Origin of the sequence: Bartonella eidoli (assembly GCF_036576145.1) — a bacterium.
In the GTDB taxonomy this organism is placed as follows: domain Bacteria; phylum Pseudomonadota; class Alphaproteobacteria; order Rhizobiales; family Rhizobiaceae; genus Bartonella.
Window position 1 is genome coordinate 46,739 of the sequence record NZ_JBAFWX010000002.1, and the last position, 25,165, is coordinate 71,903.

At 33.7% G+C, this 25,165-nt stretch carries 15 protein-coding genes; 10 read left to right on the plus strand and 5 right to left on the minus strand.

What is annotated here, in order from left to right; all coding sequences use genetic code 11:
- Nucleotides 1–18 precede the first annotated feature (18 nt).
- The 3 genes from V5N68_RS01780 to glpX all read left to right on the plus strand — a co-directional run bounded on the left by V5N68_RS01780 (nt 19) and on the right by glpX (nt 3,370).
- Nucleotides 19–366, plus strand: coding sequence for a hypothetical protein (locus tag V5N68_RS01780; RefSeq protein WP_332065481.1), 348 nt, complete (start codon nt 19–21; stop codon nt 364–366).
- Nucleotides 367–924: 558 nt separating this feature from the next.
- Nucleotides 925–2,235: a homoserine dehydrogenase gene (locus V5N68_RS01785; protein ID WP_332065482.1), complete on the plus strand. Its 1,311-nt coding sequence runs from the start codon at nt 925–927 to the stop codon at nt 2,233–2,235.
- Between the two features lie 148 nt (nt 2,236–2,383).
- Nucleotides 2,384–3,370: a class II fructose-bisphosphatase gene (gene glpX, locus V5N68_RS01790; RefSeq protein WP_332065483.1), complete on the plus strand. Its 987-nt coding sequence runs from the start codon at nt 2,384–2,386 to the stop codon at nt 3,368–3,370.
- A gap of 105 nt (nt 3,371–3,475) precedes the next feature.
- Here the strand turns inward: glpX and V5N68_RS01795 are convergent, their stop codons facing one another.
- From V5N68_RS01795 to V5N68_RS01810, 4 genes are all read right to left on the minus strand, one after another.
- The gene (locus V5N68_RS01795) at nt 3,476–4,582 is read right to left on the minus strand and encodes a branched-chain amino acid aminotransferase (RefSeq protein WP_332065484.1); all 1,107 of its coding nucleotides are present in this window, start codon (nt 4,580–4,582) and stop codon (nt 3,476–3,478) included.
- 562 nt (nt 4,583–5,144) lie between these two features.
- Entirely contained in the window at nt 5,145–7,586 is a 2,442-nt protein-coding gene (locus tag V5N68_RS01800; RefSeq protein WP_332065485.1) for an SPOR domain-containing protein, read from the minus strand.
- 124 nt (nt 7,587–7,710) lie between these two features.
- Nucleotides 7,711–9,468, minus strand: a complete 1,758-nt coding sequence (gene argS / locus V5N68_RS01805; RefSeq protein ID WP_332065486.1) for an arginine--tRNA ligase — start codon at nt 9,466–9,468, stop codon at nt 7,711–7,713.
- 29 nt (nt 9,469–9,497) lie between these two features.
- Nucleotides 9,498–10,694, minus strand: a complete 1,197-nt coding sequence (locus V5N68_RS01810; RefSeq protein WP_332065487.1) for a deoxyguanosinetriphosphate triphosphohydrolase — start codon at nt 10,692–10,694, stop codon at nt 9,498–9,500.
- Between the two features lie 90 nt (nt 10,695–10,784).
- Here V5N68_RS01810 and V5N68_RS01815 point away from each other — a divergent pair, with 90 nt between their 5' ends.
- The 6 genes from V5N68_RS01815 (at nt 10,785) to V5N68_RS01840 (ending at nt 18,118) form a co-directional block, all read left to right on the plus strand.
- Nucleotides 10,785–11,108 carry a HesB/IscA family protein gene (locus tag V5N68_RS01815; RefSeq protein WP_332065488.1) on the plus strand — a complete coding sequence of 108 codons (324 nt, stop codon included), beginning with the start codon at nt 10,785–10,787 and terminating at the stop codon, nt 11,106–11,108.
- Between the two features lie 18 nt (nt 11,109–11,126).
- The gene (locus V5N68_RS01820) at nt 11,127–12,140 is read left to right on the plus strand and encodes an RgsD C-terminal domain-containing protein (protein WP_332065489.1); all 1,014 of its coding nucleotides are present in this window, start codon (nt 11,127–11,129) and stop codon (nt 12,138–12,140) included.
- 44 nt (nt 12,141–12,184) lie between these two features.
- Complete coding sequence (locus V5N68_RS01825; RefSeq protein ID WP_332065490.1) at nt 12,185–12,937, plus strand: cytochrome c biogenesis CcdA family protein; 753 nt, start codon at nt 12,185–12,187, stop codon at nt 12,935–12,937.
- Between the two features lie 50 nt (nt 12,938–12,987).
- On the plus strand, nt 12,988–14,337 hold the full coding sequence (gene glmU, locus V5N68_RS01830) for a bifunctional UDP-N-acetylglucosamine diphosphorylase/glucosamine-1-phosphate N-acetyltransferase GlmU (protein ID WP_332065491.1): 1,350 nt from the start codon (nt 12,988–12,990) through the stop codon (nt 14,335–14,337).
- 161 nt (nt 14,338–14,498) lie between these two features.
- Nucleotides 14,499–16,322: a glutamine--fructose-6-phosphate transaminase (isomerizing) gene (gene glmS, locus V5N68_RS01835; RefSeq protein ID WP_332065492.1), complete on the plus strand. Its 1,824-nt coding sequence runs from the start codon at nt 14,499–14,501 to the stop codon at nt 16,320–16,322.
- A gap of 1,382 nt (nt 16,323–17,704) precedes the next feature.
- A complete protein-coding gene (locus tag V5N68_RS01840) occupies nt 17,705–18,118 on the plus strand; it encodes a DoxX family protein (protein WP_332065493.1) in 414 nt (137 codons plus the stop codon).
- A 941-nt stretch (nt 18,119–19,059) separates the two neighbouring features.
- Here the strand turns inward: V5N68_RS01840 and recG are convergent.
- Complete coding sequence (gene recG / locus V5N68_RS01845) at nt 19,060–21,168, minus strand: ATP-dependent DNA helicase RecG (RefSeq protein ID WP_332065494.1); 2,109 nt, start codon at nt 21,166–21,168, stop codon at nt 19,060–19,062.
- A 455-nt stretch (nt 21,169–21,623) separates the two neighbouring features.
- Between recG and dnaE the strand changes: the two genes are divergently transcribed.
- The gene (dnaE, locus tag V5N68_RS01850; RefSeq protein ID WP_332065495.1) at nt 21,624–25,109 is read left to right on the plus strand and encodes a DNA polymerase III subunit alpha; all 3,486 of its coding nucleotides are present in this window, start codon (nt 21,624–21,626) and stop codon (nt 25,107–25,109) included.
- The last annotated feature ends 56 nt before the right edge of the window (nt 25,110–25,165 follow it).

Sequence of the window (25,165 nt, forward strand, 5' to 3'; positions counted from 1 at the left end):
TAAAGGAATAAGGTGAAAATGATAAAATCAGCTTCTTTGATATGGAGAGTATTTTTTTGTGGTGTTTTATCCATTGTTGGTGGATGTATATACAATGAAAATACCACTTCGCTTACTCAAAGATCGGTTGTTGTAAAAGAGAGAAGTCATATAGATTTTTCAAAAAAACCAATGGCTGCTACAGAACAATTTACTGAAACAGAACGGCGAACACTCATTAATAAGTTAACGGGTGATGCGCAGCATGTAAAAACGTTCTCTAGAGAAACGGTTACCAATTCATCTATTTCCATTAAAATGAAAAATGATGCATATCATCACGCAGAGAAAATTTTGCAACAGATTGAAAAGAATAGAAATGAATAATCGCTTTTTTATATTCACAATTATTTAAATAAGTAAGAAAACTTGAATAATTTAGTTTTTTGTTTTCCTTATTTAAAGCAGCCTCCATTGAAGAGATGATATCTATGTAAAAAGCTTTAACATCATTAAGTTATGGGGTTAATTTTTTTCTTTGAGTTATTATTCATAAATTATGTTAAATATCTAACCTTAACTCTATTGCTTTTTATATTATATTTTAAAAGAATGCGTCGTATTCAAATGAGTTATCATGACTTTTATTGAAGAAGGATTATTTTGAAAAACGGTGATTTTATTATAGCATAAATAATTTATATAAAATGACACAATTATCAAACAGTGTAGTCTTTTATGCTTGAAAATGTTTGTGTTAATTTTAAAAGAAATATTATTTATACCGATTTTTATCTGAAAAATATGAATATTTATGTTTTAGCATTAGCTTTTAGTTTACGGTGCTAAATCATATCCAGATGATTGAGAAGATATATACGTGTTGGGTTACACATAATGAAAGATATTTTTTTAGTGAAAAAGAAGGCATAGGTAATTTGAATAATGGCAGAAGCTTTAAAAGTTGGTATTGGGGGTCTTGGCACAGTTGGTGCTTCAGTCATTCGAATTTTACGCGAGAAAGAAGATAACTTGGCTTTTCAATGTGGACGGCCAATTAAAGTTGTTGCTGTTAGTGCACGTAATAAAGATCGTAATCGTGGAATTGATTTGAATGGTATAAAATGGTTTGATTCACCAGTGGAGATGGCAGCTTCTAATGAAATTGAAGTTTTTGTTGAGCTAATTGGTGGTGAATTAGATATTGTGCATGCAGCTGTTAAGGAAGCAATCCAAGTTGGCAATCATGTGGTAACTGCGAATAAAGCTCTTCTTGCTCAGCATGGGAGAGAGCTTGCTATTAATGCAGAAAAAAAAGGTGTTTTTTTAAGATTTGAGGCTGCTGTTGCAGGTGGAATCCCTATCATTAAAGCAATGAGAGAATCACTTTCAGGCAATCACGTATCACGTATTTATGGCATTTTAAATGGAACTTGTAATTATATATTAACACGTATGTTTACTGAAGGTCTTTCATTTAAAGATTGTTTAGCAGAAGCACAAAGGCTGGGTTATGCCGAAGCTGATCCTGCTTTTGATATTGGAGGAAATGATACTGCTCATAAACTAGCTTTATTAACAAGCTTAGCATTTGGAACTACTGTTTTGTTAAATGATATTTATGTCGAAGGCATTAGCAACATTTCACAAATTGATATACGTGCGGCTGATGAATTGGGTTATAGGATTAAACTTTTAGGTGTCGCATTGAAAGTAAATTCTGGAATCGAGCTGCGTGTTCATCCAACTATGGTCCCAGCGTCATCGATGATTGCACAGATTCATGGTGTCACAAATGCTCTTTCTATTAAAAGTGATTTATTAGGTGAATTATTGTTTTCTGGTCCTGGTGCTGGAGGGGTAGCAACAGCATCAGCAGTTATTGGCGATTTGGCTGATATAGCTAAAGCGCGTTGCGGTTTTCAATATGCCCCTGTTTTTAGAATACCAGCATTAGCGCTTACTCCTCATAAAAAAGTACGTACTTCTAATCATGAAGGTGGTTATTTTATTCGCTTAAATGTTTATGATCGTGCTGGTGTTTTTGCAGCAGTTGCAAAGCATATGGCTGATAACCACATTTCATTAGAGTCGATTGTGCAAAGGACTTTTGTAGAAAATCAGGATGTTAAAACAATTATTCTAATAACACATGAAACAACAGAAGTGAATGTACGACAGGCACTTGCCGCAGTTGAAAAGGATGGCTATCTCGTTACAAAATCTCAATTCATTCGCATTGAACCTATGACATGAATTGATGGTTTTTTATAAAATAATTGAGAATAGAGACTGTCTTTTCTTTTGTGGAAATTTTTTGTTTTTACAAAAATCTTTATTATTGCTATTTGATGATGAATGTTACTATTTTCTGGTAGAATTTATTCAGTAGGATTTTTTATATATGTCAACAGCTCAGAAAATTTTAAATGGACTTGATCGTATTTTAACTCTTGAATTGGCTCGCGTAACTGAATGTGCTGCTGTTGCCTCTGCGCGTTGGCGAGGACATGGTGATGAAAAAGCTGCTGATCAAGCTGCTGTAACTGCGATGCGTCAAGAGCTTAATCGTTTGCCTATCGATGGCACAGTCGTAATTGGGGAAGGTGAGCGCGATGAAGCTCCAATGCTTTATATTGGAGAAAAAGTAGGAGTTAAGGATGGGGTGGCAGTTGATATTGCCCTTGATCCGCTTGAGGGGACTACAGTTTGTGCTAAAGGTCTTGCTAATTCTTTAGCTGTCGTTGCTCTTTCTGAGAAAGGCAATTTGCTTTACGCTCCTGATGTTTATATGGAAAAAATTGCTATTGGTCCTGGTTATCCAAAGGGGATAGTTGATATAGATGCCAATCCTGCTGAGAATGTTTATGCGCTTGCAAAAGCTAAGGGAGTTGCTGTTAATAAAATTACTGTTTGTATCATGGATCGGCCTCGACATAAGCAATTGATTAATCAAGTACGTGCAACGGGTGCATCAATTCGCTTAATTGGTGATGGTGATGTTGCTGCCGTTATTCATACGACTGATCCAGATGAAATGGGTGTCGATATATATATGGGGATTGGTGGAGCGCCAGAAGGGGTATTAGCTGCAGCAGCTTTACGTTGCATTGGTGGACAAATGCAGGGACGTTTACAGCTTGATACAGAAGAAAAAATTGCGCGTGCAGCAAAAATGGGCATTGAGAATCCAAATAAAGTTTATACTTTGGAAGAAATGGTAAAAGGTGATGTTCTATTTTCCGCCACAGGTGTAACGGATGGTAATATACTTTCTGGTGTAAAGTTTACTCCTCAGTATATTCAAACGGAAACTATAGTGATGCGTTCATATACAAGAACAATCCGTAATATTAAAGCACAGCATAGAGATCTGTTAAAATTTGATTAACTTTTCTTTTCTCATTCTTATTTTATAAAATAAAGGAAGGGGAATTAAAAAAGAATTCCCCTATGGAAAATTTTTATAAATTTATTTTAAGAATAACTATTATCGTTATAATAGACGAACAGAGTGTACCCAGCCATTTTTATCTTCTACATTTCCTTTTTGGATATCGATTAATTGTGTTCGGAGTTGTTTTGTGACTTTTCCTATCATTTCATTTCCAATAGTGAACTCCCCGTCTTTATATTTAAAACGACCAATTGATGTGATAACAGCAGCTGTTCCACAAGCAAATGCTTCCTTAAGATAACCACTTGCTGCATCTTCTTTAAGAGATTCAAAGGAATAAGGACGTTCCTCTATCGTTAGTCCCATTTGTTGGGCTAATTTTAAAATCGAATTACGCGTTATTCCTGGAAGAATAGTACCGTTAAGCGGGGGTGTGATAAGCGTATTATTGCTCATTATAAAGCAAACATTCATGCCTCCTAGTTCTTCAATCCATTTATGTTCAACCATATCTAGGAAAAGTACTTGGCTACAATTATTTTCTTCTGCACTTTTTTGTGCAAGTAAACCTGCTGCGTAATTCCCACCACATTTTGCAGTTCCTGTCCCACCTGGACCAGCACGGCTATAATCTGTTTCAAGCCATACACTGACAGGTTTTTCTTCTCCTTTAAAATATGATGTAACTGGAGATGCTATGATACAAAATATATATTCTAAAGAAGGATGAACTTTTAAAATATTTTCATTTCCAAACATGAATGGACGTATATAGAGGCTAGCGTTCGGATAATCAGAAACCCACTTTTGATCAATTTTTACTAACTGATTAATTGAATCTAAAAAAATATCCTGTGGCAATGCAGGCATAGCTAAGCGCCGTGCTGATTCCATGAAACGTTGAGCATTAGCATCAGGGCGAAATAATAAAATACGTCCATCTTTTGCACGATATGCTTTTAAACCTTCAAAAATTTCTTGCGCATAATGCAAAACGGTGCTTGCTGGATTAATTTCTAAAGATTTGTACGGAGAAATAACAGCATTATGCCAACCTTTATTTTTCGTCCATTTTATAATTCCCATGTGATCTGTAAAAAATTGGCCAAATCCAGGATTTTTTAAAATATTTTCACGAGTTTCATCTGGTAAAGGTGCTGGGTGTTTTTCTATTTTGAACGGAAGCGATGATGTGGGAAATTTCATAAATAAAACTTTCTGGAAAGTGCTTTATTTTTATATCTTTATCTTTTCTCTAAAGATAAATTTATACATTCTTTCCCATTATGGGGAGTAATTTTTTTTAGTCAATGCTTCATTATAAAATTAAAAAGTTTCGTAATATTTCTTTTAATTTTTTATCTATATTTTTTATTTTCTTAAATGAATCAATATATCGATAACTTTATCTGGTATATTTAAAAGAATTAAAAATGGATAAATGTATCACGATTGATAAAATTGATTATTTAGAAAAGAAATTCTTATCTTCCAATAAAACGTATTATAATTTATTTTATTGATAAAGATATTTCTTTATCATTATTATATTGCTATGTTTGTTTACAGTTCTTAATGCTTTATATTAAATTAAATAATATATATATAATATTACGCAATAAAATAAAAATAATATTTTTAAATATATTTAAGCAATTATAGATATATATTCTATGAATAGAATATATAATAATATTCTTAATATTAATTGGTAAGTTAATTAATTACTTTAAATCATAGTAATTTTAAAAACTATCATATTGTTTATTTAGCGTGTGATAAAACAATTTCCCCCAGAATTTTTTATATCTTCACAAAGCCTTATAGCCTCATCACGATTTTTTGTTTGGATACGCACACGATAATAAGTACCTTTTCCTGGTATAAGAGCAGAGTGAATATTTAAAGGACGATTGCCGATAAGATATCCAAATTTAAATTTTACATTTCTTAAAGAATCTTGAGCTAACGCAGACGTTGGCTGAGATGCTACTTGTACATAATGACTTTCTAAGTTTTGTGTCACTTTTTGGATCGATGGGGTAGAGCGAGAAGCGATATATGTTTGTGTGGTTGAATCAAATTTTGCAGGTGAAGGAATTGGTACAACCTTAGGGATAGCAACATTTTTTGTTATCACTTTATCAACATCATCCACAAGATCATGTTCTTCTATGTTACTATTCGTATCGGAAACTTCTGAAGAAATAGAAGGGCTGTTTTGACGTTGATTTATAATTACTTCACTATTTTCTTCAGAATTATTAGAGAATTCAGTATCTGTATGATTCTCTAAATTGGAGGCAACTGTATTGTCTTTATTTACAACAACAGTCTGCACTTCTCGAGTTGGAATAGTATGATTAATAGCTTTTGTTACTGCGTCTTCAATATCAGGCTCATCAAGAAAGGAAGATGAAGAGCTTTCAGATGCCTGTTGATTTAACGCTGCTAAATTTTCAAGTGGCTCAGAAGTATCAATAAGGAATGGTTGCTTACTTTTTTGTTCTTCATTTTCTTCTGTTGTTTGCTTATAGATATCTAAATCAGCAATAGTATTATTTTCAGTATCAACCATTTTTGGTTTAAATTTAAAAGGTGTATTATCAGCATGAATAATGAATGAATCTTTGTCTTTTTGTGATGATGTAAAGAAACGAGAATAACCGATAAAACCAATAGTTATCAAAATAAGAAAAAAAATACCTTTGGTAGTAATTTTACTAATGGTAAAAGCTTTCAAGGGAGAATTTTTAGCAGCATTAATAGAGGGAGAGTTCATATCATTATAAGGTGAGTTTTGGGCAAAAAATGAAGAGTCATACTCCATATTGTCAATAGGAAAATAATTCGCACTTTGTTCCCGCATGTCTATATATGCATCTGTTTCAGGACTTTGCACAGCTTGATTAAAAATTTTGTTTACATTATCGTCTTGTAAATGCTGTGAAGTGTTTTTTTCTGATACATTTCCTACATTAAATACATCAGCAAATTCTTCTTTTAAATTATCAATAGGTGCATCATATTCGGGAGCTGTATACGGAACTTCTGGAACCATGATGGGGCCAGTTTTATCTACAACCTCTTCTGCAAACTTGTAAGTATCAACAATTGGGGGAGGGGTATCTTCCCTAGCTTTATTACCTGAATGAACATTACTTTCTTGTGCAGTGCTAAAAAAATTTGATGAAGACTGTGAAGCACTCAAACTACTTTGATTATATCTAACACCTACTTCATTATTGATATGTTGAGTTCGGGTATCATTTTGTTCAGGATTCCTTGTAGCATTAATATCTGATTCTAAAAAACTTTCTTCGTGAAATTGATGATAATTATTAATATCATTTTCTAGAGGAGTTTCTTTAGAATCAAATAGTTGATTACCTCTTGTTGAATCTAAAGCAAAATAAAAATTATCTATTTCTTCATTGTCTGTGGTACTATTTTTTTCTGAAGTCTCTGAATACGCAACATCTGTATTCATAGAAGAATTTTGTACATCAGTATAATGTTCCTCAGCCAATTTTTTTTGATCAGTTGGAATCGTATAGGGGTGGTTGAAGGGAGTGTCGTAGAGGTTTGAACTATTGTCATAATTTTGCTGTATATTGGGAGCATTTGATTGTTGTTCTGTTTGTGATGGGAAGGATGAGGTTTTTTCATAAAGTACTTTAGGATAGGTTGCGCCGTTATCTTGTATTTCAGGTTCATTGAAAGAGAAATTTTGTGGTTGTGCACTATCTTTTACAAAGAATGGATCGGAATGAGGTGAAACGCTGCTGTTGTGAAGTGGTTGACCCCTATGGATAGGGAGAGGAGAGAGTGTATCTAAGATTTTCTCTTCATCATGATCTGTAGATGAAGTGTGTTCTTTAGAAAAGGTGCTTTGCTTTGGAGAGTTGAGTGTGTCATTGATGGAGTTTGATGCATTGGAATATATATCCCAGTGCTCGTTTTCAGTGTTCAATGATGGATTATCGGACAGATCGTTTGTAAACTCTGCTTCTAAAAAAGATAAATCAAAATCTTCGTCTTTAAGAGAAGCTTCATAAGGTTGAGGTGTTGCTTGATTGGGTTCTTGAATATTGTTTCTATTTTGTCTTCCTGAGTTTAAAATTTGGCTAAGCTCTTCTACAGACTCATAGAATCCATCATCATGTTTTATTTGTTGTGGCTTTTTGTCTCTGCGATCGTTATCGCTCATAACTTCTCTCACGTGATGGTTTGTAGTTTAAATATAATAATCTATTATCATGCCTTATATTGATATGAAAGAATACACTAAAAATTATAAATGATTATCTATTTTATGAATTTATAGCACTTTTTCAACGCATTTCTACTGGTGCTTCTACCCCAATAATTGTTAATCCTGATGATAAAGTATTCATTATCGCTTGTACCAATCCTAATCTAGCAAATGATAAATCTTTATCACTTGGTCTAATAAAGCGTAAATCAGGATTATCACTTCCTTTGTTCCAATGTGCATGGAAGTTTGAGGCGAGATCATATAAGTAAAACGCTAATCTGTGCGGTTCTTTGTGCATTACAGCTTGTTCAATGATGCGTGGGTACTCAGAAAGTTTGCGGATTAAAAATATTTCATTATCATCTGTTAGTCTATTAAGGTGTGCAATCATTGCTTCATTAGAAAAGTTTTCAATAAGAAAAACTTCTTTTGCTTGACGAAAAACTGAGTGACAACGCGCATTTGCATATTGTACATAAAAGATAGGATTATCTTTTGATTGTTCTGTCACCTTTGAAAAATCAAAATCAAGAGGTGCTTCACATTTACGGTACAACATCATAAAACGCACAGGGTCAGGACCTACTTCTTCCACAACATCACGTAAAGTGATAAATGAGCCAGCTCTTTTAGACATTCGAACGGGTTGGCCGTTGCGGAAAAGTTTCACCAACTGACATAAAAATACATTTAGCTTGGCTTTATTGCCTGCAATTGCTTTTGCCATTGCCTCTAGTCGCTTTACGTATCCAGCATGATCTGAACCCAAAATATAAATCATTTCATCAAAATTACGATTAAATTTATCACGAAAATAAGCAATATCAGCAGAAAAATAAGTGTAGGAACCATCAGATTTAACTAAGACACGGTCTTGATCATCACCAATGCTAGTTGAACGAAATAAAGTTTGTTCACTTGATTCCCAGTCTTCTGCATTTTGCCCTTTTGGTGGCGGTAGTTTACCTTTGTAAACATAGCCATTTAAAGTGAGGTCATTAATTGTTTCACGTATGGCTTGTGCATTATTTGCATAAAGTATTTTTTCAGAGAAAAAGACGTCATGATAAATATTGAGAGCAGATAAATCTTTACGAATCATAGACATCATCGCATTAATTGCGCGCTCTTTAACTATAGATAAAGCTTCATTTTTATCCATAGTTAGCAATTGGTCATTAAATTCTTGTGCAAGTGATCGACCTAACGGTATCAAATATTTGCCAGGATATAGTCCTTCTGGAATTTCATTAATTTCTTGTCCAAGAGCTTCACGATAGCGAAGCAATACGGAATGAGCAAGAACTTCGATTTGTCCACCTGCATCATTGATATAATATTCTTTTGTAACATTATAGCCGACGAATTGTAGTAAATTAGAGAGGACATCTCCAACAACAGCACCTCGACAATGTCCAACGTGCATTGGACCAGTCGGGTTTGCTGATACAAATTCAACATTGATGTGTTTTCCATTTCCTATTGAAGTGCGTCCATAAGAAGTGCCTGATTCAAGCATTAATTTTATTGCGTTATGCCAAAATGACTTTGTGAGCTTGATATTGATAAATCCAGGACCAGCAACATTAATACTTTCAATTAAGGGATCATTTTTGAAAAATTCTATAATTTTTTCTGCAAGTGCACGTGGATTAAGTCCTATGGATTTTGCAAGTACCATAGCAGCATTGGTTGATAAATCACCATGTAAAGAATCACGTGGAGGATCAACAGTCACTTTTGATAAGTCTAAATCTTTTCCACTTTTTTCTTTTATATCAGATAATTCAAGTGATTTTTTAATCTTTTTTTCGAAGTTTTTAAAGACATTCATATCCGGTTTCCATAATATATAAAAATCACTTAAACAAAATTATCTGTATGGTCAAATAAACGGCGATGTTCACGCAAAGCATAATGATCTGTCATACCTGAAATAAAGTCAGAGATAAGACGGGCCAACTCTTGATTTGTTAAGTGCATTGCTTTGATATGCCAGCTTTCAGGCATTGCATCAGGTTTTTCATAATAGCAGTCAAATAAGTCTTGTACAATGCATTTTGCTGTATTACGACGATTGAGGACTTGATCATGATAATATAGATTTTTAAACAGAAAATTTTTTAATTCTTTTTCGTAAATGGTCATGGTAGGTGAGAAAGTGACAATGGTTTGTTCAGCTTTGTGAACATCATCGACATTTGTTGGTTTGATACGTGCTAAATTTTCTTTTGATTGTTGAATAACATCTTCAACCATAACTGTTATTTGCCTACGCACCAATTCATAGCCGAGTCGAGTATTATCAAGTTGTGGATATTCTTGTTTTATATCCTTTAATAATGATGCAGTGAGAAAAACTTGTTTAAATTGATCAATTGTTAAAAAATTTGAGCGTAGACCATCATCAATATCGTGAGCATTATATGCAATATCATCAGCAATAGCAGCACATTGTGCCTCTAACCCAGCGAAACAATTAAGTTCAAGGTCATGTTTTGCATTATACTCTAAGATATCGATATGAATATCTTTTTTATTTGCATAAGGGCCCAAAAGAGGACCATTATGCTTTACTAGTCCTTCTAGTGTTTCCCAAGTAAGGTTAAGTCCATCAAAATTTGCATAACGTTGTTCCAATGTTGTGGCAATGCGCAATGCCTGTGCATTGTGATCAAATCCACCATAATGTTTCATGGATTCATGTAGAGCATCTTCTCCTGCATGGCCAAAAGGAGTATGTCCAAAGTCATGAATGAGGGCAATGGCTTCAGCAAGATCCTCATCAAGAGATAATACACGGGCTAATGTTCGTGCAATTTGAGAAACTTCTATCGAATGAGTCAGTCGAGTACGGTAATGATCGCTTTCATCGGCAATAAATACTTGCGTTTTATGTTTAAGGCGTCGAAATGCATTAGAGTGAATAATACGATCTCTATCTCTTTGAAAAGGCGAACGTATAGTACTTTTAGTTTCATGGAATAATCTGCCACGACTTGTTTGTGGGTTAGTGCTATATATCGCTCGAGATTGGTAATTGATATTGCTCATATCCATTGCGTGCTATCCATTTTTACTCTAGATTAGTTTATTATTAACTGCTTTGGATATCCTTTCTTGGCAGTTTATTGCAAGGATATATGAAGAATGAGCGTGAATATTTCAAATTTTGCTGCTAAGCGTATTGCCCAGATACTTTTGAATGAAACAGATAAAATAGGGTTACGTATTTCCGTCGAAGGTGGTGGGTGTTCTGGTTTTTCTTATAAATATGATTTAGTTTCTGAAAGCAGAGAAGATGACCTCGTTCTCAAAAAAGATGGGGCGGTTGTGTTTATTGATTCAGTATCTCTTCCATTCATGGAAGGAGCAGAGATTGATTTTGTTGATGATCTTATGGGGCAGTCTTTTCAAATTCGCAATCCTAATGCTACCTCTTCATGTGGTTGTGGCGTGAGTTTTTCAATTTAGAATAGGGGCTTTTGAGTATTGTTTATTAAAAAGGGTACTATTTTAATTAATAATGCAAAAATAAATATTATTGCAAAAATATTATGCCGATTTTTGTGGTTGTGCGTAATATTTTTTTCATTATCCGGGAATGATTATGCATTTTCTGAAGAAGAAAAAGGGCAAAGCCAACAACAAAAACATCCAACAAGTTTTATTTTAAAATCTCAAGATCGTGAAAAAGAAAATTTATATCCTCAGGCTGAGATAATATTGCATGCTCGATTAACAAATAGCGGTGAAAATATTTCAAAAGGGCTTATATGGAGAGTTTATGCACCTGTTGTAGAAGCTAGTAATAAATTACCACTGATAGCAACTTTTGAAGGGGGAAGTGCGCGTTTTAATTTAGAACCAGGAAGTTATCTTGTTCATGTTTCATTTGGTCATGCAACTGCAGTGCGGCGTATAAATTTAAAAAATGGCCAGAGTCTTACCAAAAGTTTTAATCTTAACGCTGGTGGTATTATTTTTGACGCTACACTTCTTAATGGTTTGGTTAATAAAAGGGAGCTGCGTTTTACTATTTATGAAGATGCTAAGGAAAATGATGAAACTGGTGTAGTTTTAGCAGATGTTAAGCCTCAGTCTATTATACGTTTAAAAGCTGGACGTTATCATATTGTTTCCTATTATGGTTCTATTAATGCTATTGTTCGTTCAGATATTCAAGTAGATGCAGGTAAAATTACTGAAGTAAGTCTGGAGCATCAAGCCGCTCAAATCGTTTTTAAATTGGTGCGTCAAGAAGGAGGGGAAGCGTTAGCAGATACAAGTTGGTCTATTACCAATGAGTCTGGTGATATCATTTATGAAACTGTTGGTGCTTATGTTTCGCTTGTATTAGCTGAAGGCGATTATATTGCTATTGCTAAAAATCAAGACCAAATTTACCAAAAAGTTTTTTCGGTTGTTTCTGGTCGTGATGAAGATGTGAATGTGGTAGCAAATATGCAAAATATGCAAAAAATTAATGAATCAACAAGTGAATAGTTGATTTTTAAACATAAATCAAAATTGAAGGTAGGAAGAAAGTTTTGGGTATAGAAATTTCAACAGTAAGTGTATTTTTGGCTGGTGCACTCTCTTTTTTATCGCCGTGTGTTTTGCCGTTAGTTCCTCCTTATTTGTGCTATATGGCAGGAGTTAAAATCGATGACTTTCATTCAGGAAAGCAGGGCGGAAAATTATCTGTACGTCTAGCGCTTTTGTCTTCCGCTCTTGCTTTTGTATTTGGTTTTACCACTGTTTTTGTTGCTTTAGGTGCTAGTGCAAGCTCAATTGGAAAATTTATAGGGTATTATCGTGATTGGTTCGCGATGGCTGCTGGGGTTATTATTATTATTATTGGTTTAAATTTTTTGGGTTGTTTAAAGATTTCTTTTTTATTTCGTGATGTACGATTTCAAACACATAGGACGCCGTCAGGACTTTTGGGAGCTTATATCGTTGGTTTAGCTTTTGCATTTGGTTGGACACCTTGTATTGGTCCGATTTTAGGGCCTATAATAACACTCGCTGGAACAAAGGAAACTGTGGGAGAAGGAGCTATTCTTTTAGGAGTTTATGCGTTAGGCCTTGGAGTGCCTTTTGTATTAGCAGCTTTATTCTCAAGCAGTTTTATGACATTTTTAAGAGTTTTTAGAGTTCATTTAGGGAAAGTAGAAAAGGTTATTGGTATTCTTTTGGTTCTCACAGGGATTTTATTTTTAACAGATTCTATGCAGGGTCTGTCATTTTGGCTTTTGGAAAATTATCCGTTGTTGAATAATGTGGAAACTCTACGTTAGCATGATATTGTCAGTTTTTTTGGATTCTCTCGTTAACTTGATGTTTTGTTATGTTTAGAAATTGTCTTTCTATTGTTCTTGCAGCTGGTGAAGGGACGCGTATGAAGTCGTCTCTTCCTAAGGTACTTCATAAGATTGCTGGCTTGCCGCTTGTATGTCATGTTATAAAGCAAATAGAATTGGCTGGTATTTCAAAGTTAGCGGTAATTGTGGGGTTTGGTTCTAAAGATGTTGCTGAAACTGTTCAATCATTTACAAAAAATGCGATGATTTTTGAACAAAAAGAGCGTTTAGGAACTGCTCATGCTGCTTTATCTGCTCGATTAGCTTTAAAAAAAGAGGTAGATGATATCCTCATTGTTTTTGGTGATACTCCTTTGATTGAGAAGAGTTCATTATTACAAATTCGTGCACAGCTTGCGGTTGGAGCGGATGTTGTTGTGGCTGGTTTTCATGCTCCAGACCCAACAGGTTATGGACGCCTTATTAAGAAAGACGGTAAGCTTATAGCAGTCGTAGAAGAAAAAGATGCGAGTGATGAAGAAAAAAAGATTTCTTTTTGTAACGGTGGAATACTTGCTATTAATGGAAAGCATGCGCTTTCTCTTTTAAATAAAGTTGGTAATAACAATTTTAAAAAGGAATATTATTTAACAGATGTGGTTTCCATTGCTTCGCGCAAAGGATTAGACGTACGAGTTGTTGAAGTGTCTTTTGATAATGTTGTCGGAATTAATAATTGTTTTGAGCTTTTTCAGGCTGATGCTGTATGGCAAAAGCGTAAAGCGCGTGATTTGATGTTATCTGGTGTTACAATACTTAAACCAGAAAGTGTTTACTTTTCTTATGATACTGAAATTGAGCCAGGGGTATTGATAGAGCCAAATGTTTATTTTGGAACGGGAGTAAAAGTACAGTCTGGTGCAGTTATTCGTGCTTTTAGTTATTTGGAGGGAACTGTTATTGGTGTGGATTCGCAAATCGGACCCTATGCACGTTTGCGTCCTGGAACAAAATTAGCGCGATCAGTAAAGATCGGAAATTTTTGTGAAGTTAAGGAAGCTAAAATAGGAGAATCTTCTAAAGTTAATCATTTAAGTTATATTGGCGATGCAGAAATTGGTGCGCATGCTAATATTGGAGCTGGCACTATTACTTGTAATTATGATGGTTTTCATAAATATAAAACTATTGTAGATGATAATGCTTTCATTGGGTCTAATTCAACGCTTGTGTCTCCATTAGTTATAGGGAATGGTTCTTACATTGCATCAGGAAGTGTTATAACTGAAGATGTTCCTATAAACAGTATGGCTTTTGGACGTGCAAGACAAGTAACGAAGCAAGATTATGTGATAAAGTTGCGTGCACGTTTGTCAGAAAATAAACAGAAAAATTGATCATTTAAAATCTCTTTCTTTGTTTTATAGTAATTAAACAATTATGTAGGGGAGCTTGTTTGTGAATATTGTTATACAGCATGTACTATGTGCTTTGTTTATAGAATTACTCTAAGCTTTGAATAAAAGGTGAAAGTTAGGATGTAAATTGGAGCTTTTAAATGTGTGGAATTATTGGAATTCTTGGAAATAGTTGTGTTACATCCTTGCTTGTTGATGGTTTAAGGCGTCTTGAGTACAGAGGGTATGATTCAACAGGAATAGCAACAATACATAATGGTCATCTTTACCGTATGCGAGCTGAAGGGAAGCTCGTTCACTTAGAAGAAAAATTAAAAAAAACACCATTAAAAGGAAGTGTGGGGATTGGGCATACTCGTTGGGCTACTCATGGAGTTGCTGTTGAGCGGAATGCGCATCCTCATGTAACCGAACGGCTTGCCGTTGTTCATAATGGAATTATTGAAAATTTTTTAGAGTTGCAAAGGGAGCTTATTGAGGATGGTTATATTTTTGAAACAGAGACTGATACGGAAGTTATTGCTCATTTAATTACACGTGCATTAAACAGTGGTCTTTCTCCGCAAGAAGCAGTACGTACAAGTTGGAAAAGGTTACAAGGTGCCTTTACTATTGTTCTTATTTTTAAAGGTGAAGATAATCTTATGATTGCAGCTTGCTCTGGTCCACCTTTAGCTATTGGTTACGGAAAAAATGAATTTTTTGTTGGATCGGATGCAATTGCTTTGGCACCATTTGTCGATCGCATTAGCTATATGGAAGATGGTGATTGGGCTGTCCTTACACGAGAAAAGGTTACAGTTTATGATGCAGAAAATAGAGTGGCAGAGCGACCTGTTGTCTCGTTATTTGAAGGAACTTTATTAATTTCTAAGGGGAATCATTCTCATTTTATGCATAAAGAGATGGCTGAACAACCCGAAGTTATTTCTCATAATTTGGCACATTACCTTGATTTTGGAAATTATACGGTTCGTTCATTTGAAAACTTCATTGATTGGAGAGAAATTAATAGAATATTATTTGCGAGCTGTGGAACTTCTTATTATGCAACTTTAGTTGCGCGTTATTGGTTTGAGAATTTTGCTGCTTTAAGCGTTGATAATGATGTGGCTTCAGAGTTTCGTTATCGTAAGCCACCTATAGCTCCTGATATGTTGTCAGTGTTTGTTTCTCAATCTGGTGAAACAGCAGATACGTTAGCATCATTGCGTTATTGTCGCAAACGTGGTGTAAAAACAGCAACAATTGTAAATGTGAAGCAATCAACAATGGCACGGGAAGCTGATTTTGTTTTACCAACATTAGCAGGTCCAGAAATTGGTGTTGCTTCAACAAAAACTTTTACTTGTCAATTAGCGACACTTGCTGTAATGGCGCTCAGTGCTGCGAAGCAACGTGGGTACCTTTCAGAAAAGGAAGAGCACCGATTTGTTAAGCAGTTAGCAGAATCTCCTAGGATTTTAAATGAAGTTTTAAAGTTAAGTGATAAGATTGAACACATATGTCATGATTTAGTGAATGCGACAGGTGTCCTTTACCTTGGACGTGGTACTTCTTATCCTATTGCTTTAGAGGGAGCTCTTAAATTGAAAGAGCTTTCTTATATTCATGCTGAAGGTTATGCTGCTGGTGAATTAAAGCACGGACCGATTGCGTTAGTGGATAAGACGATACCAGTTATTGTTGTGGCTCCTTATGATAGATGGTTTGAGAAGACTTTTTCTAATATGCAAGAGGTAGCAGCGCGTAATGGTCGTATTATTTTAATAACTGATAAAAAAGGAGCAGAAGCAGTTAATTTTAATACTTTATCAACCATTATTTTGCCAGATTCTTCAGAGTTTATTGCGCCTATTATTTATGCCTTACCTATTCAACTAATCGCTTATCATACGGCTGTTTTATTGGGAACAGATGTTGATCAACCTCGTAATTTAGCAAAATCAGTTACTGTTGAGTAAAAATGATTTTATACCTTTGAATTTTGTGGGGATGGAATTGGTAATAAAGTTTTAATGAGACAGTAAAATTGTAGATTCGAAAAGGTTAAGATACTATGTCAAAAATTAAGCAGTCTTTAAATTGAAGTATTTCATCCTTACATTGATTTTTACAAATCCATGAGAGCAATATTTTTTCATAACTCGTTGCTCAACATTATGTCTGTTAAACCCTTTGCTATTATAAGAAATCAAGGTTTTATTCAGTTATAGTTTTAAAAAATTATATAGTATAGTAAGTAGTGAGTGGAATTGAGTAAAAGCCATCATTAGGGAAAGAAATAATTAAAATTGAGGTAAAGGTACAGAGAGAATATATTATTCTATCCGATAGATTCTCAATTTATTCCAATATATAGCTTAATAGTGACCATGTTGAGCTTGAAAGTGATATTCATTTTTATCCATAGTTAATAATTAAAATCTAGTTGCAAAATTTATTGTGCACTTTGTATGGCATAATTGGATTTTCTTAGTTTAGCCACCGGATTATATTGTTTAGGTGAAGTGATAGGATTTTATTTTAAATTTACGATGCTTTTTTAGAGGGTGGTCCGTCAAATTAAAGTTAGGTTTCAGGAATATAATTTAGAAAAGAATGAGTATAGCTGATATATGTTGGCAAGTTTTAATTTGTCTGGAATTGGAAATATTCATTATCGTATTTATTTAGCTTTAATGATTGGTTTAAGATAACTTTTTAATAGATTGCATTCGCTAAGATTTTTGAGTTTTTAAGAGATAGTCGATAATATCAACTTATTTTCTTTATAGGAGTTTATAGCAATCATTTTATATTTTTTATTACGATTTGAATTCTTTAGCAATTAAGAATTATTTATCGGAAAACAAAATTGATTATGAACACCAATTATAATTTTTTTTAGTTTTGGATGTTATAGATAATTTTTGAGAGAAACATTTTTAGCTATGTGAGTAAAAATTGTTATTATAATTTTTATAAAGTTTTAAAATTCTAATTATATTATGCAATAAAATTTTATTTATTAAATATATATTGAATTATATAAAATATTTCACTGTTTATTTTATAAAAAATAATATTTAAATAATTATATAATATTTATATTATAAGTTTTATAAAATATATATTTTTTAGTATATAATATTATTATTTTAATAAAGTAATATTTTTATATTTAAATATAGATATTTTTTTATAATTTAACTATATAAACATTTATATTTATATAATTAAATTAAAGTACTTTTAATTTACGTAAATAAATCATAAAAAAAACATAATTTTTACTTTTTTTGTTGAATAGATTTAAAATAAATTTAAAATGATGATTTTTAATAAATAGGAACTTGAGTATAATATGAAAAAGCTTTCTTTTGGAAAATACGAAGATATGGCTCTTTTAATTATAAGAGTTATATTTGTGCTTTTATTTTTAATGTCTGGATGGCAGAAGTTAACTTCTTTTCAAAGTACAGTTAATTACATGTCGTATTTAGGTGCGCCACTGCCCATGATTGCAGCTATTATAGCCGTGATTGTCGAGGTAGGTTTTAGTATCGCAGTTATTTTGGGTTATTATGTAAGGCCAGTGTCATTAATTTTTGCGTTATTCACCCTTGGAACTGCTTATTTAGGGCATCCATATTGGCATATGAGTGGGCCAGAAGCACAGGGTGCGTTTTTTCACTTTTATAAAAATGTTAGTATAGCGTGTGGTTTTATGCTGTTTTTTATTACTGGTGCGGGAAAGTATTCTTTGAATAATAAGTAGTTTTTATCATTATGTTTTTAGTAAGTTTTATATTAGGAATATTGTAGATTATGTCATGTCAATATTTTAGTATATTACAATAAAGTTTTATGAAACATGAGATGAAGTTGCTAGGATTATTAAGTAGGTGGAGAAATAAGTTTTCTTTACATTTAATGCCCACAGAGTTTAGAAATACCTATTTAGCTTAGTGAGCAGCACAGTTGGTAAAAGTTAACGGGTGCAAAATGAAGGAGAATTGTTCCTAAAGGTAAGTTTCAGATATAGTTGAAAATGAGTAGTTTTTAAGCTGCAGTGGGATCAGTTCTCTTCTAAAAATATCAGGATGTTATCCATTTTTCAAAATCAATTTTTGGCTAAAATGATAGTTATTTTCCTATTTTATTAGAATATGGTTTTTATTATTTCATAATGTATTATAGTCTTTTTGAAAGAAATGAATTATTATTAGTAATATAGAAAAATAAGTTATTTTTTATACATTAAATATAAATTATTTATTATATAAATTGCATTAATGTAATTAATTTTAAATATATAATTTTATTTTTTAATAAAAATACTTTTTCGTATTTGTTGTTTAAATAGGTTATATATAATTTATAATTATAAATGTTATTGATTATATATAAGTACGTTCAAAAAATTATGTAAAAATAGTGCATTTTTTTTACTGGTAGGTTGTAATCAAGTTTGCTATTTACTTTTTTTATATATGATAACAGGATTATGAATGATAATGGCCAGTTTATCTCGATATTATATTAATTTTTTGTGAAGATTTACAGAATCATAATATCGAAGTCGGCTTGTAATTTTTCATAACATTAAAATATTTGTTATAAGTTATTTTAACTTATAAGTATTTTTTGCTTACAGGGTTGTAAGAATTGTAAAAACATACTGTGAGATATGCAAATCTTATTAAGCGTTATTTAAATCTATCCTGCACGTAATAATTGTATAGCGTCATCACGTCCGAAAAGGTCAAGCAGAAAACGTAAAGCTTGTCCTCGTTTAGAGGAGAGGTTAGCGTCTTTTTGTAAAAATAAACGTGCATCCTTTCTTGCCATTAATAGGAGGTCGCTATGTGCTGCGAGGTTTGCTATGCGAAACTCAGGCATACCAGACTGCCGGACTCCTAAAATATCTCCTTCTCCTCGTAATTGCCAGTCTTTTTCAGCAATTTCAAAGCCATCTTCCGTATTGCGTATAATATCAAGACGTGCTGCTGCCATTTTTGTTAGTGGATCTTTGTATAATAAAACACAAGAAGATTTTTTTTCTCCTCGTCCAACACGTCCGCGTAATTGATGTAGCTGTGAAAGGCCAAAATGTTCAGCATGTTCTATAACAATGATTGAAGCATCTGGGATATCAACACCTACTTCAATGACTGTAGTAGCAACTAAAATATTTATTTTCCCGTATTTTAAAGATGTCATTGCTTTTTCTTTTTCATCAGTAGACATTTTTCCATGTATCATACCAACAAGTGCACCAAATCGTTCTTGAAGAATATTAAAACGGCTTTCAATAGGGGTAAGTTCAAGAGTTGTAGATTCTTCTATTAAAGGACAAATCCAATAGATTTTTTCTTTTTTTTCTAATGCCACTGCAATGCGTTCTATAAGTTCATTAATACGTTTTAAAGAAAGTAGCGCTGTTGTAATTGGTTTTCGTCCTGTTGGTTTTTCTAAAATTTTGGAAACATCCATATCACCAAAAGCCGTCAAGACCAATGTGCGTGGAATAGGGGTTGCAGTCATCACCAGCATATCAGCTTTATGTCCTTTTGCAGTAAGGGCAAGACGTTGCTGCACACCAAAACGATGTTGTTCATCAATAATGGCTAATGCAAGGTTATTGTAGGTAATGCTATTTTGTATTAATGCATGAGTTCCAATAATGATAGAGGTTTTTCCTGATAGGATATCTTTTAGAGTATTTGCGCGTAACTTTCCTTTTTCTCGCCCAGTTAAAATAGCTGTTTGTAATCCAATTTTTTCAGCAAGAGGAGCTATCGTCGCAAAATGTTGTCGGGCAAGTACTTCTGTTGGTGCCATTAAAGCGGATTGTCCTGAATTTTCAGCAATTTGTGCTATTGCCATCATGGCTACTACAGTTTTTCCTGCTCCTACGTCACCTTGAAGAAGTCTTAACATGGGCTCTGGTGCAGCAAGATCATTAGAAATGTCTTGTATTGCTTCATTTTGGCCATTTGTAAGCTGAAATGGTAAAATTTGTAGCAATTTTTCAGTATAGAATCCTGTTGATGGGCGAGAAATTCCTGCAAGAGATTTGGTCTTTAAACGCATCAGACAGAGAGCCAATTGACAAGATAGTAATTCATCATAGGCAAGACGTCTGCGTGCTGCACTTTCTAAAGATAAGTCGTTAGGATCTATGGGATCGTGGATGCGATGTAAAGCGATAGAAAAAGAAGAAAAATTTTGCTCCTTTTTAACGCTTTCTTCTATCCATTCTGGTAGGAGGGGAATATATTCAAGTGCATTTTGTATTGTACGTCTTAGAATTTTTGTGGATAATCCAGCAGTAGAGGGGTAGACAGGCTCAATAAGCGGAATTTTATTTAATTGTTCGCTTGGGACAATATGATCTGGATGTGCCATTGAAAGCTGTCCATTAAATCTTTCTACTTTACCCGATACAATAACTTTTTTTCCCTCTGGTAATTGTTTTTTTAACCAAGAGAATTGAGCATGAAAAAATACTAAATTTATTGCTCCCGTTTCATCATGAGCAATGACACGATAGGGCAATCTATTACGATCAGTTGGTGGGGGTTGATGATAATCGACGATGACTTCAAGAGTAACAGTATTTCCTTCTTGTGCTAAAGAAATATTCGGGCATATTCTGCGGTCGATGACAGAATGAGGCATTAATTGAAGAAGATCAATAAGAGTTGCTTCACGTTGTGTAAGATTAATGTTTAGAATTTTGGCTAATAAAGCACATATTTTGGGGCTAACTCCTGATAAGGTACGAATGGGGGAAAAAAGAGGACTGATAATGTCTGAGCGCATAAGGAAGTTTATCCTACAGTTTTTTTATAGGTTTACTCATTGTAATTATAGGTATTTCTTGATGGAAGTCTAATATGGAATATAGATGAAGTATTTTTTGATATGTAGCAAATAAATTAGTCAATTTATAAGATAATTTAGAATACTTTTAATTGTACAGGATCGCTGAAAATTATCATTTGAAGTTTATTTGCAGTGGGAAGTTGGTAAAGAGTGTTAAAAGAAAAAAGTACAAATTTATAAAGATTTTCTGTCTCCAATTTTATTTTTATAGGCTCATTTATTGTAATTGTAGGTATTTTTTATGGAAGTTTAATATGGAAAATAAATGAAGTATTTTTTGATATGTAGCAAATAAATTAGTCAATTTATAAGATAATCTAGAATATTTTTAATTATACAGGATCGTTAAAAATTATCATTTGAAGTTTATTTACAGTGGGAAGTTGTAAAGAGTGTTAAAAGAAAAAAAAATACAAAGTTATAAAGATTCTCTTCCTCGTTTTATCCATTTGAGGGTGCACTCAGCTTATTCATTGCTTGAAGGAGCTTTAAAAATTCCACAAATTATTCAACATGCAATTTCTGATTATACGCCGGCTGTTGCTATTACAGATACAAATAATTTATTTGGTGCTTTGGAATTTTCTCAGCATTGTTTTTCTCATGGAATTCAACCAATTATAGGTTGTCAACTTGCTGTTGATTTTGGAGATGAAAATAATAATTTTTGTTTAATTAATGGTCGCTATCCTGCAAATCTTTGTTCTATCGTTTTGTTAGCGGCGAGCGAAATTGGCTATGATCATTTGGTTCGTCTTGTTAGTCGTGCTTACCTTGATCAGAATGATATTGCTATTCCTCATATCAGGGCAGATTTGCTGTTATCATACAGTGAAGGAATAATTGCTTTAACTGGTGGAAAGGGGGGACCTGTTAACTCTTTGCTGGCGGAAGATAAAACAGAATATGCTGTTAAACGATTAATTTATTTAAAAAAAATTTTTGGTGATCGGCTTTATGTGGAATTACAAAGGCATGGCTCTTACGATAAAAAAATAGAAGCTGAGCTTGTTGATTTGGCTTATGCATATGAAGTTCCACTTGTTGCTACTAATGAAGCTTTTTTTCTTAATAGAGAAGGATATGAAGCGCATGATGTCTTAATGGCGGTTGCAGAAGGACAAGTTGCTTCTAACCCAGACCGTAAACGTGTAACACCAGATCATTATTTAAAATCACAAGAAGAAATGGTTTCATTATTTTCTGATCTTCCAGAAGCTTTGGAAAATAGTGTTGAAATTGCACTGCGTTGTCATACTGCAACACCACTTCGAAAACCAATTTTGCCTCGTTTTATAGAACAATCTTCAGATGTAACTGCTGCTTTAGAAACAGAGGATAACGAATTATTAAATCAGGCTAAAACTGGTTTAAAAATGCGTCTTGATACAGTTGGGTTGGCAGAGGGGTATAGTATTGTAGATTATGAGAAACGGCTTGATTATGAAATTTCAGTCATTAAACGGATGAAATTTTCTGGTTATTTTCTTATCGTTTCAGATTTTATAAAGTGGGCAAAAAATCATGATATTCCTGTTGGTCCAGGACGCGGATCTGGTGCCGGTTCGCTTGTTGCTTATGCTTTGATGATCACAGATATTGATCCATTGCGTTTTTCTCTTCTATTTGAGCGTTTCCTCAATCCAGATCGTATTTCTATGCCAGATTTTGATATTGACTTTTGTCAGGAGCGGCGAGAAGAAGTTATTCATTATGTTCAAAAAAAGTATGGTTATGATCAAGTCGCTCAGATTATTACGTTTGGTAAGTTACAGGCGCGTGCGGTGTTGCGTGATGTTGGGCGTGTTTTAGAAGTACCTTATCGTCAGGTGGATTATCTTTCAAAACTAGTTCCCTCTACACCTGGGGTACAAATTGAATTGGCTGATGCTATTAAGGATGAGCCAAAATTTGAAGAAGAAAAGAAAAAAGATCCTGTCATTGGGCGCACATTAGATATAGCTCTTCAATTAGAGGGGCTTTATCGTCATGCTTCAACTCATGCTGCAGGAATTGTTATCGGGGATCGTCCGCTATCAGAGCTTGTTCCGATGTATCGTGATACTCATTCTAATATGCCGATTACGCAATTTAACATGAAACATGTTGAACAGGCTGGACTAGTAAAATTTGATTTTCTTGGATTGAAAACACTTACTGTTTTAAAAATGGCGGTAAATTTTGTCGCACGGAAGGGAATAAAAATAAATTTGTCGCATATCCCTTTAGATGATGAAGATTCCTACACCATGATGGCGCGTGGTGAAACGGTTGGGGTATTTCAGGTTGAAAGCTCTGGTATGCGTAGAGCGCTGATTGGGATGAAGCCAGATAGAATTGAAGATATTATCGCTCTTCTTGCGCTTTATCGTCCAGGTCCAATGGAAAATATTCCAACATATAATGCACGCAAACATGGGGAGGAAGAAATCGCTTCTATCCATCCTAAAATAGATCATTTGGTTAAAGAAACGCAAGGTGTCATTGTGTATCAAGAACAAGTGATGCAAATTGCTCAGGTACTTTCTGGTTATTCACTTGGGGAAGCGGATTTATTGCGTCGAGCTATGGGGAAAAAAATTCACACAGAAATGCAAAAACAACGTACGCGCTTTGTGGACGGTGCTATTTCTAGTGGAGTGGATAAAGACCAAGCTAACATGATTTTTGATCTTTTAGCTAAATTTGCGGATTACGGTTTTAATAAGTCACATGCTGCTGCTTATGCAATTGTTTCTTATCAAACGGCTTATATGAAAGCACATCATCCAGTAGAATTTTTAGCTGCTTCAATGACGTATGATATGACGAATACGGATAAACTAAATGACTTTCGGCGGGAAGCATTAAGGTTGGGGATTAAAGTTATTGCACCTTGTGTGCAAACATCACACCGTGTTTTTGAGGTGGGTGAAAATTGTATTTACTACTCTCTTGCTGCTGTCAAAGGTGTAGGAGAAGCGGTTGTTGATCATATCGTAACTTGCCGGGGAAATAAAGTTTTTGAGAATATAGAAGATTTTTGTGAGCGGATTGATCCCCGTATCGTTAATAAACGTGCGATGGAGAGTTTGATTTGTGCTGGTGCTCTTGATTGCTTCAATATTTCACGTGAAGTTTTGTTGAAAAATATTGAAACTCTTCATGCCCGTGCACTTCGTATTTTTGAGAATAATTTTAGTGGACAGACTGATATATTTGGTATGGAGGGTGGATTAAAAGAACCTTTGATTTTATTTGAAACAGACCCGTGGCTACCTTCTGAGAAGCTTTATCGAGAATTTCAAGCAATAGGTTTTTATTTTTCTGCTCATCCTTTAAATGAATATAAGGATATTTTAGCGAAAAAACGCATTCAGACTTTTGTAAATTTTTCCAATAAAATAAAAGAAGAAACAACTACTGTTCAGCTTTCTGGAACGGTTGTAGCAAAACGGGTTCGTAAAACAAAATCTGGTAAGAAAATGGGAGTTATTCAATTTTCTGATACAAGCGCCCAATATGAAACAGTTGTTTTTTCTGAAGAGCTTTCGCTTTATGAAGATATGTTAGAGCCTGGAGAATCTTTTATAATTACGGTAGGTGTAGAAAATCGTTCTGAAGAGGTTCGTTTGCAACTTAAGAGTCTTAGGTCTTTGGAGCAAGAAGCATCACAATTTTATAAAAAGATGCGTATTTTTATAAAGGAAGTTGATATACTTCCAAAAATTGAAAAAAATTTAAACTCTAATGGTAATGGAGAGGTAGGGCTTATTTTAATTCAAGAGGATGGAATACAAGAGGTTGAAATTATGCTGCCGAAAAAATATAAGATAAATTTACATGTAGCAAGTGTTATGAAATCAATCCATGGGGTTGTTGATGTGGAATTAACTTAAATTCATAAATATAAAGGGCTTCATTGGATGAGGTATTTTTTATATCAGAGGTTTAG

Coding starts and splice junctions, on each gene's coding strand:
- V5N68_RS01780 (WP_332065481.1), top strand. CDS start 19: ATGATAAAATCAGCTTCTTTGATATGGAGAGTATTTTTTTGTGGTGTT.
- V5N68_RS01785 (WP_332065482.1), top strand. CDS start 925: ATGGCAGAAGCTTTAAAAGTTGGTATTGGGGGTCTTGGCACAGTTGGT.
- glpX (WP_332065483.1), top strand. CDS start 2,384: ATGTCAACAGCTCAGAAAATTTTAAATGGACTTGATCGTATTTTAACT.
- V5N68_RS01795 (WP_332065484.1), bottom strand. CDS start 4,582: ATGAAATTTCCCACATCATCGCTTCCGTTCAAAATAGAAAAACACCCA.
- V5N68_RS01800 (WP_332065485.1), bottom strand. CDS start 7,586: ATGAGCGATAACGATCGCAGAGACAAAAAGCCACAACAAATAAAACAT.
- argS (WP_332065486.1), bottom strand. CDS start 9,468: ATGAATGTCTTTAAAAACTTCGAAAAAAAGATTAAAAAATCACTTGAA.
- V5N68_RS01810 (WP_332065487.1), bottom strand. CDS start 10,694: ATGGATATGAGCAATATCAATTACCAATCTCGAGCGATATATAGCACT.
- V5N68_RS01815 (WP_332065488.1), top strand. CDS start 10,785: ATGAGCGTGAATATTTCAAATTTTGCTGCTAAGCGTATTGCCCAGATA.
- glmU (WP_332065491.1), top strand. CDS start 12,988: ATGTTTAGAAATTGTCTTTCTATTGTTCTTGCAGCTGGTGAAGGGACG.
- glmS (WP_332065492.1), top strand. CDS start 14,499: ATGTGTGGAATTATTGGAATTCTTGGAAATAGTTGTGTTACATCCTTG.
- V5N68_RS01840 (WP_332065493.1), top strand. CDS start 17,705: ATGAAAAAGCTTTCTTTTGGAAAATACGAAGATATGGCTCTTTTAATT.
- recG (WP_332065494.1), bottom strand. CDS start 21,168: ATGCGCTCAGACATTATCAGTCCTCTTTTTTCCCCCATTCGTACCTTA.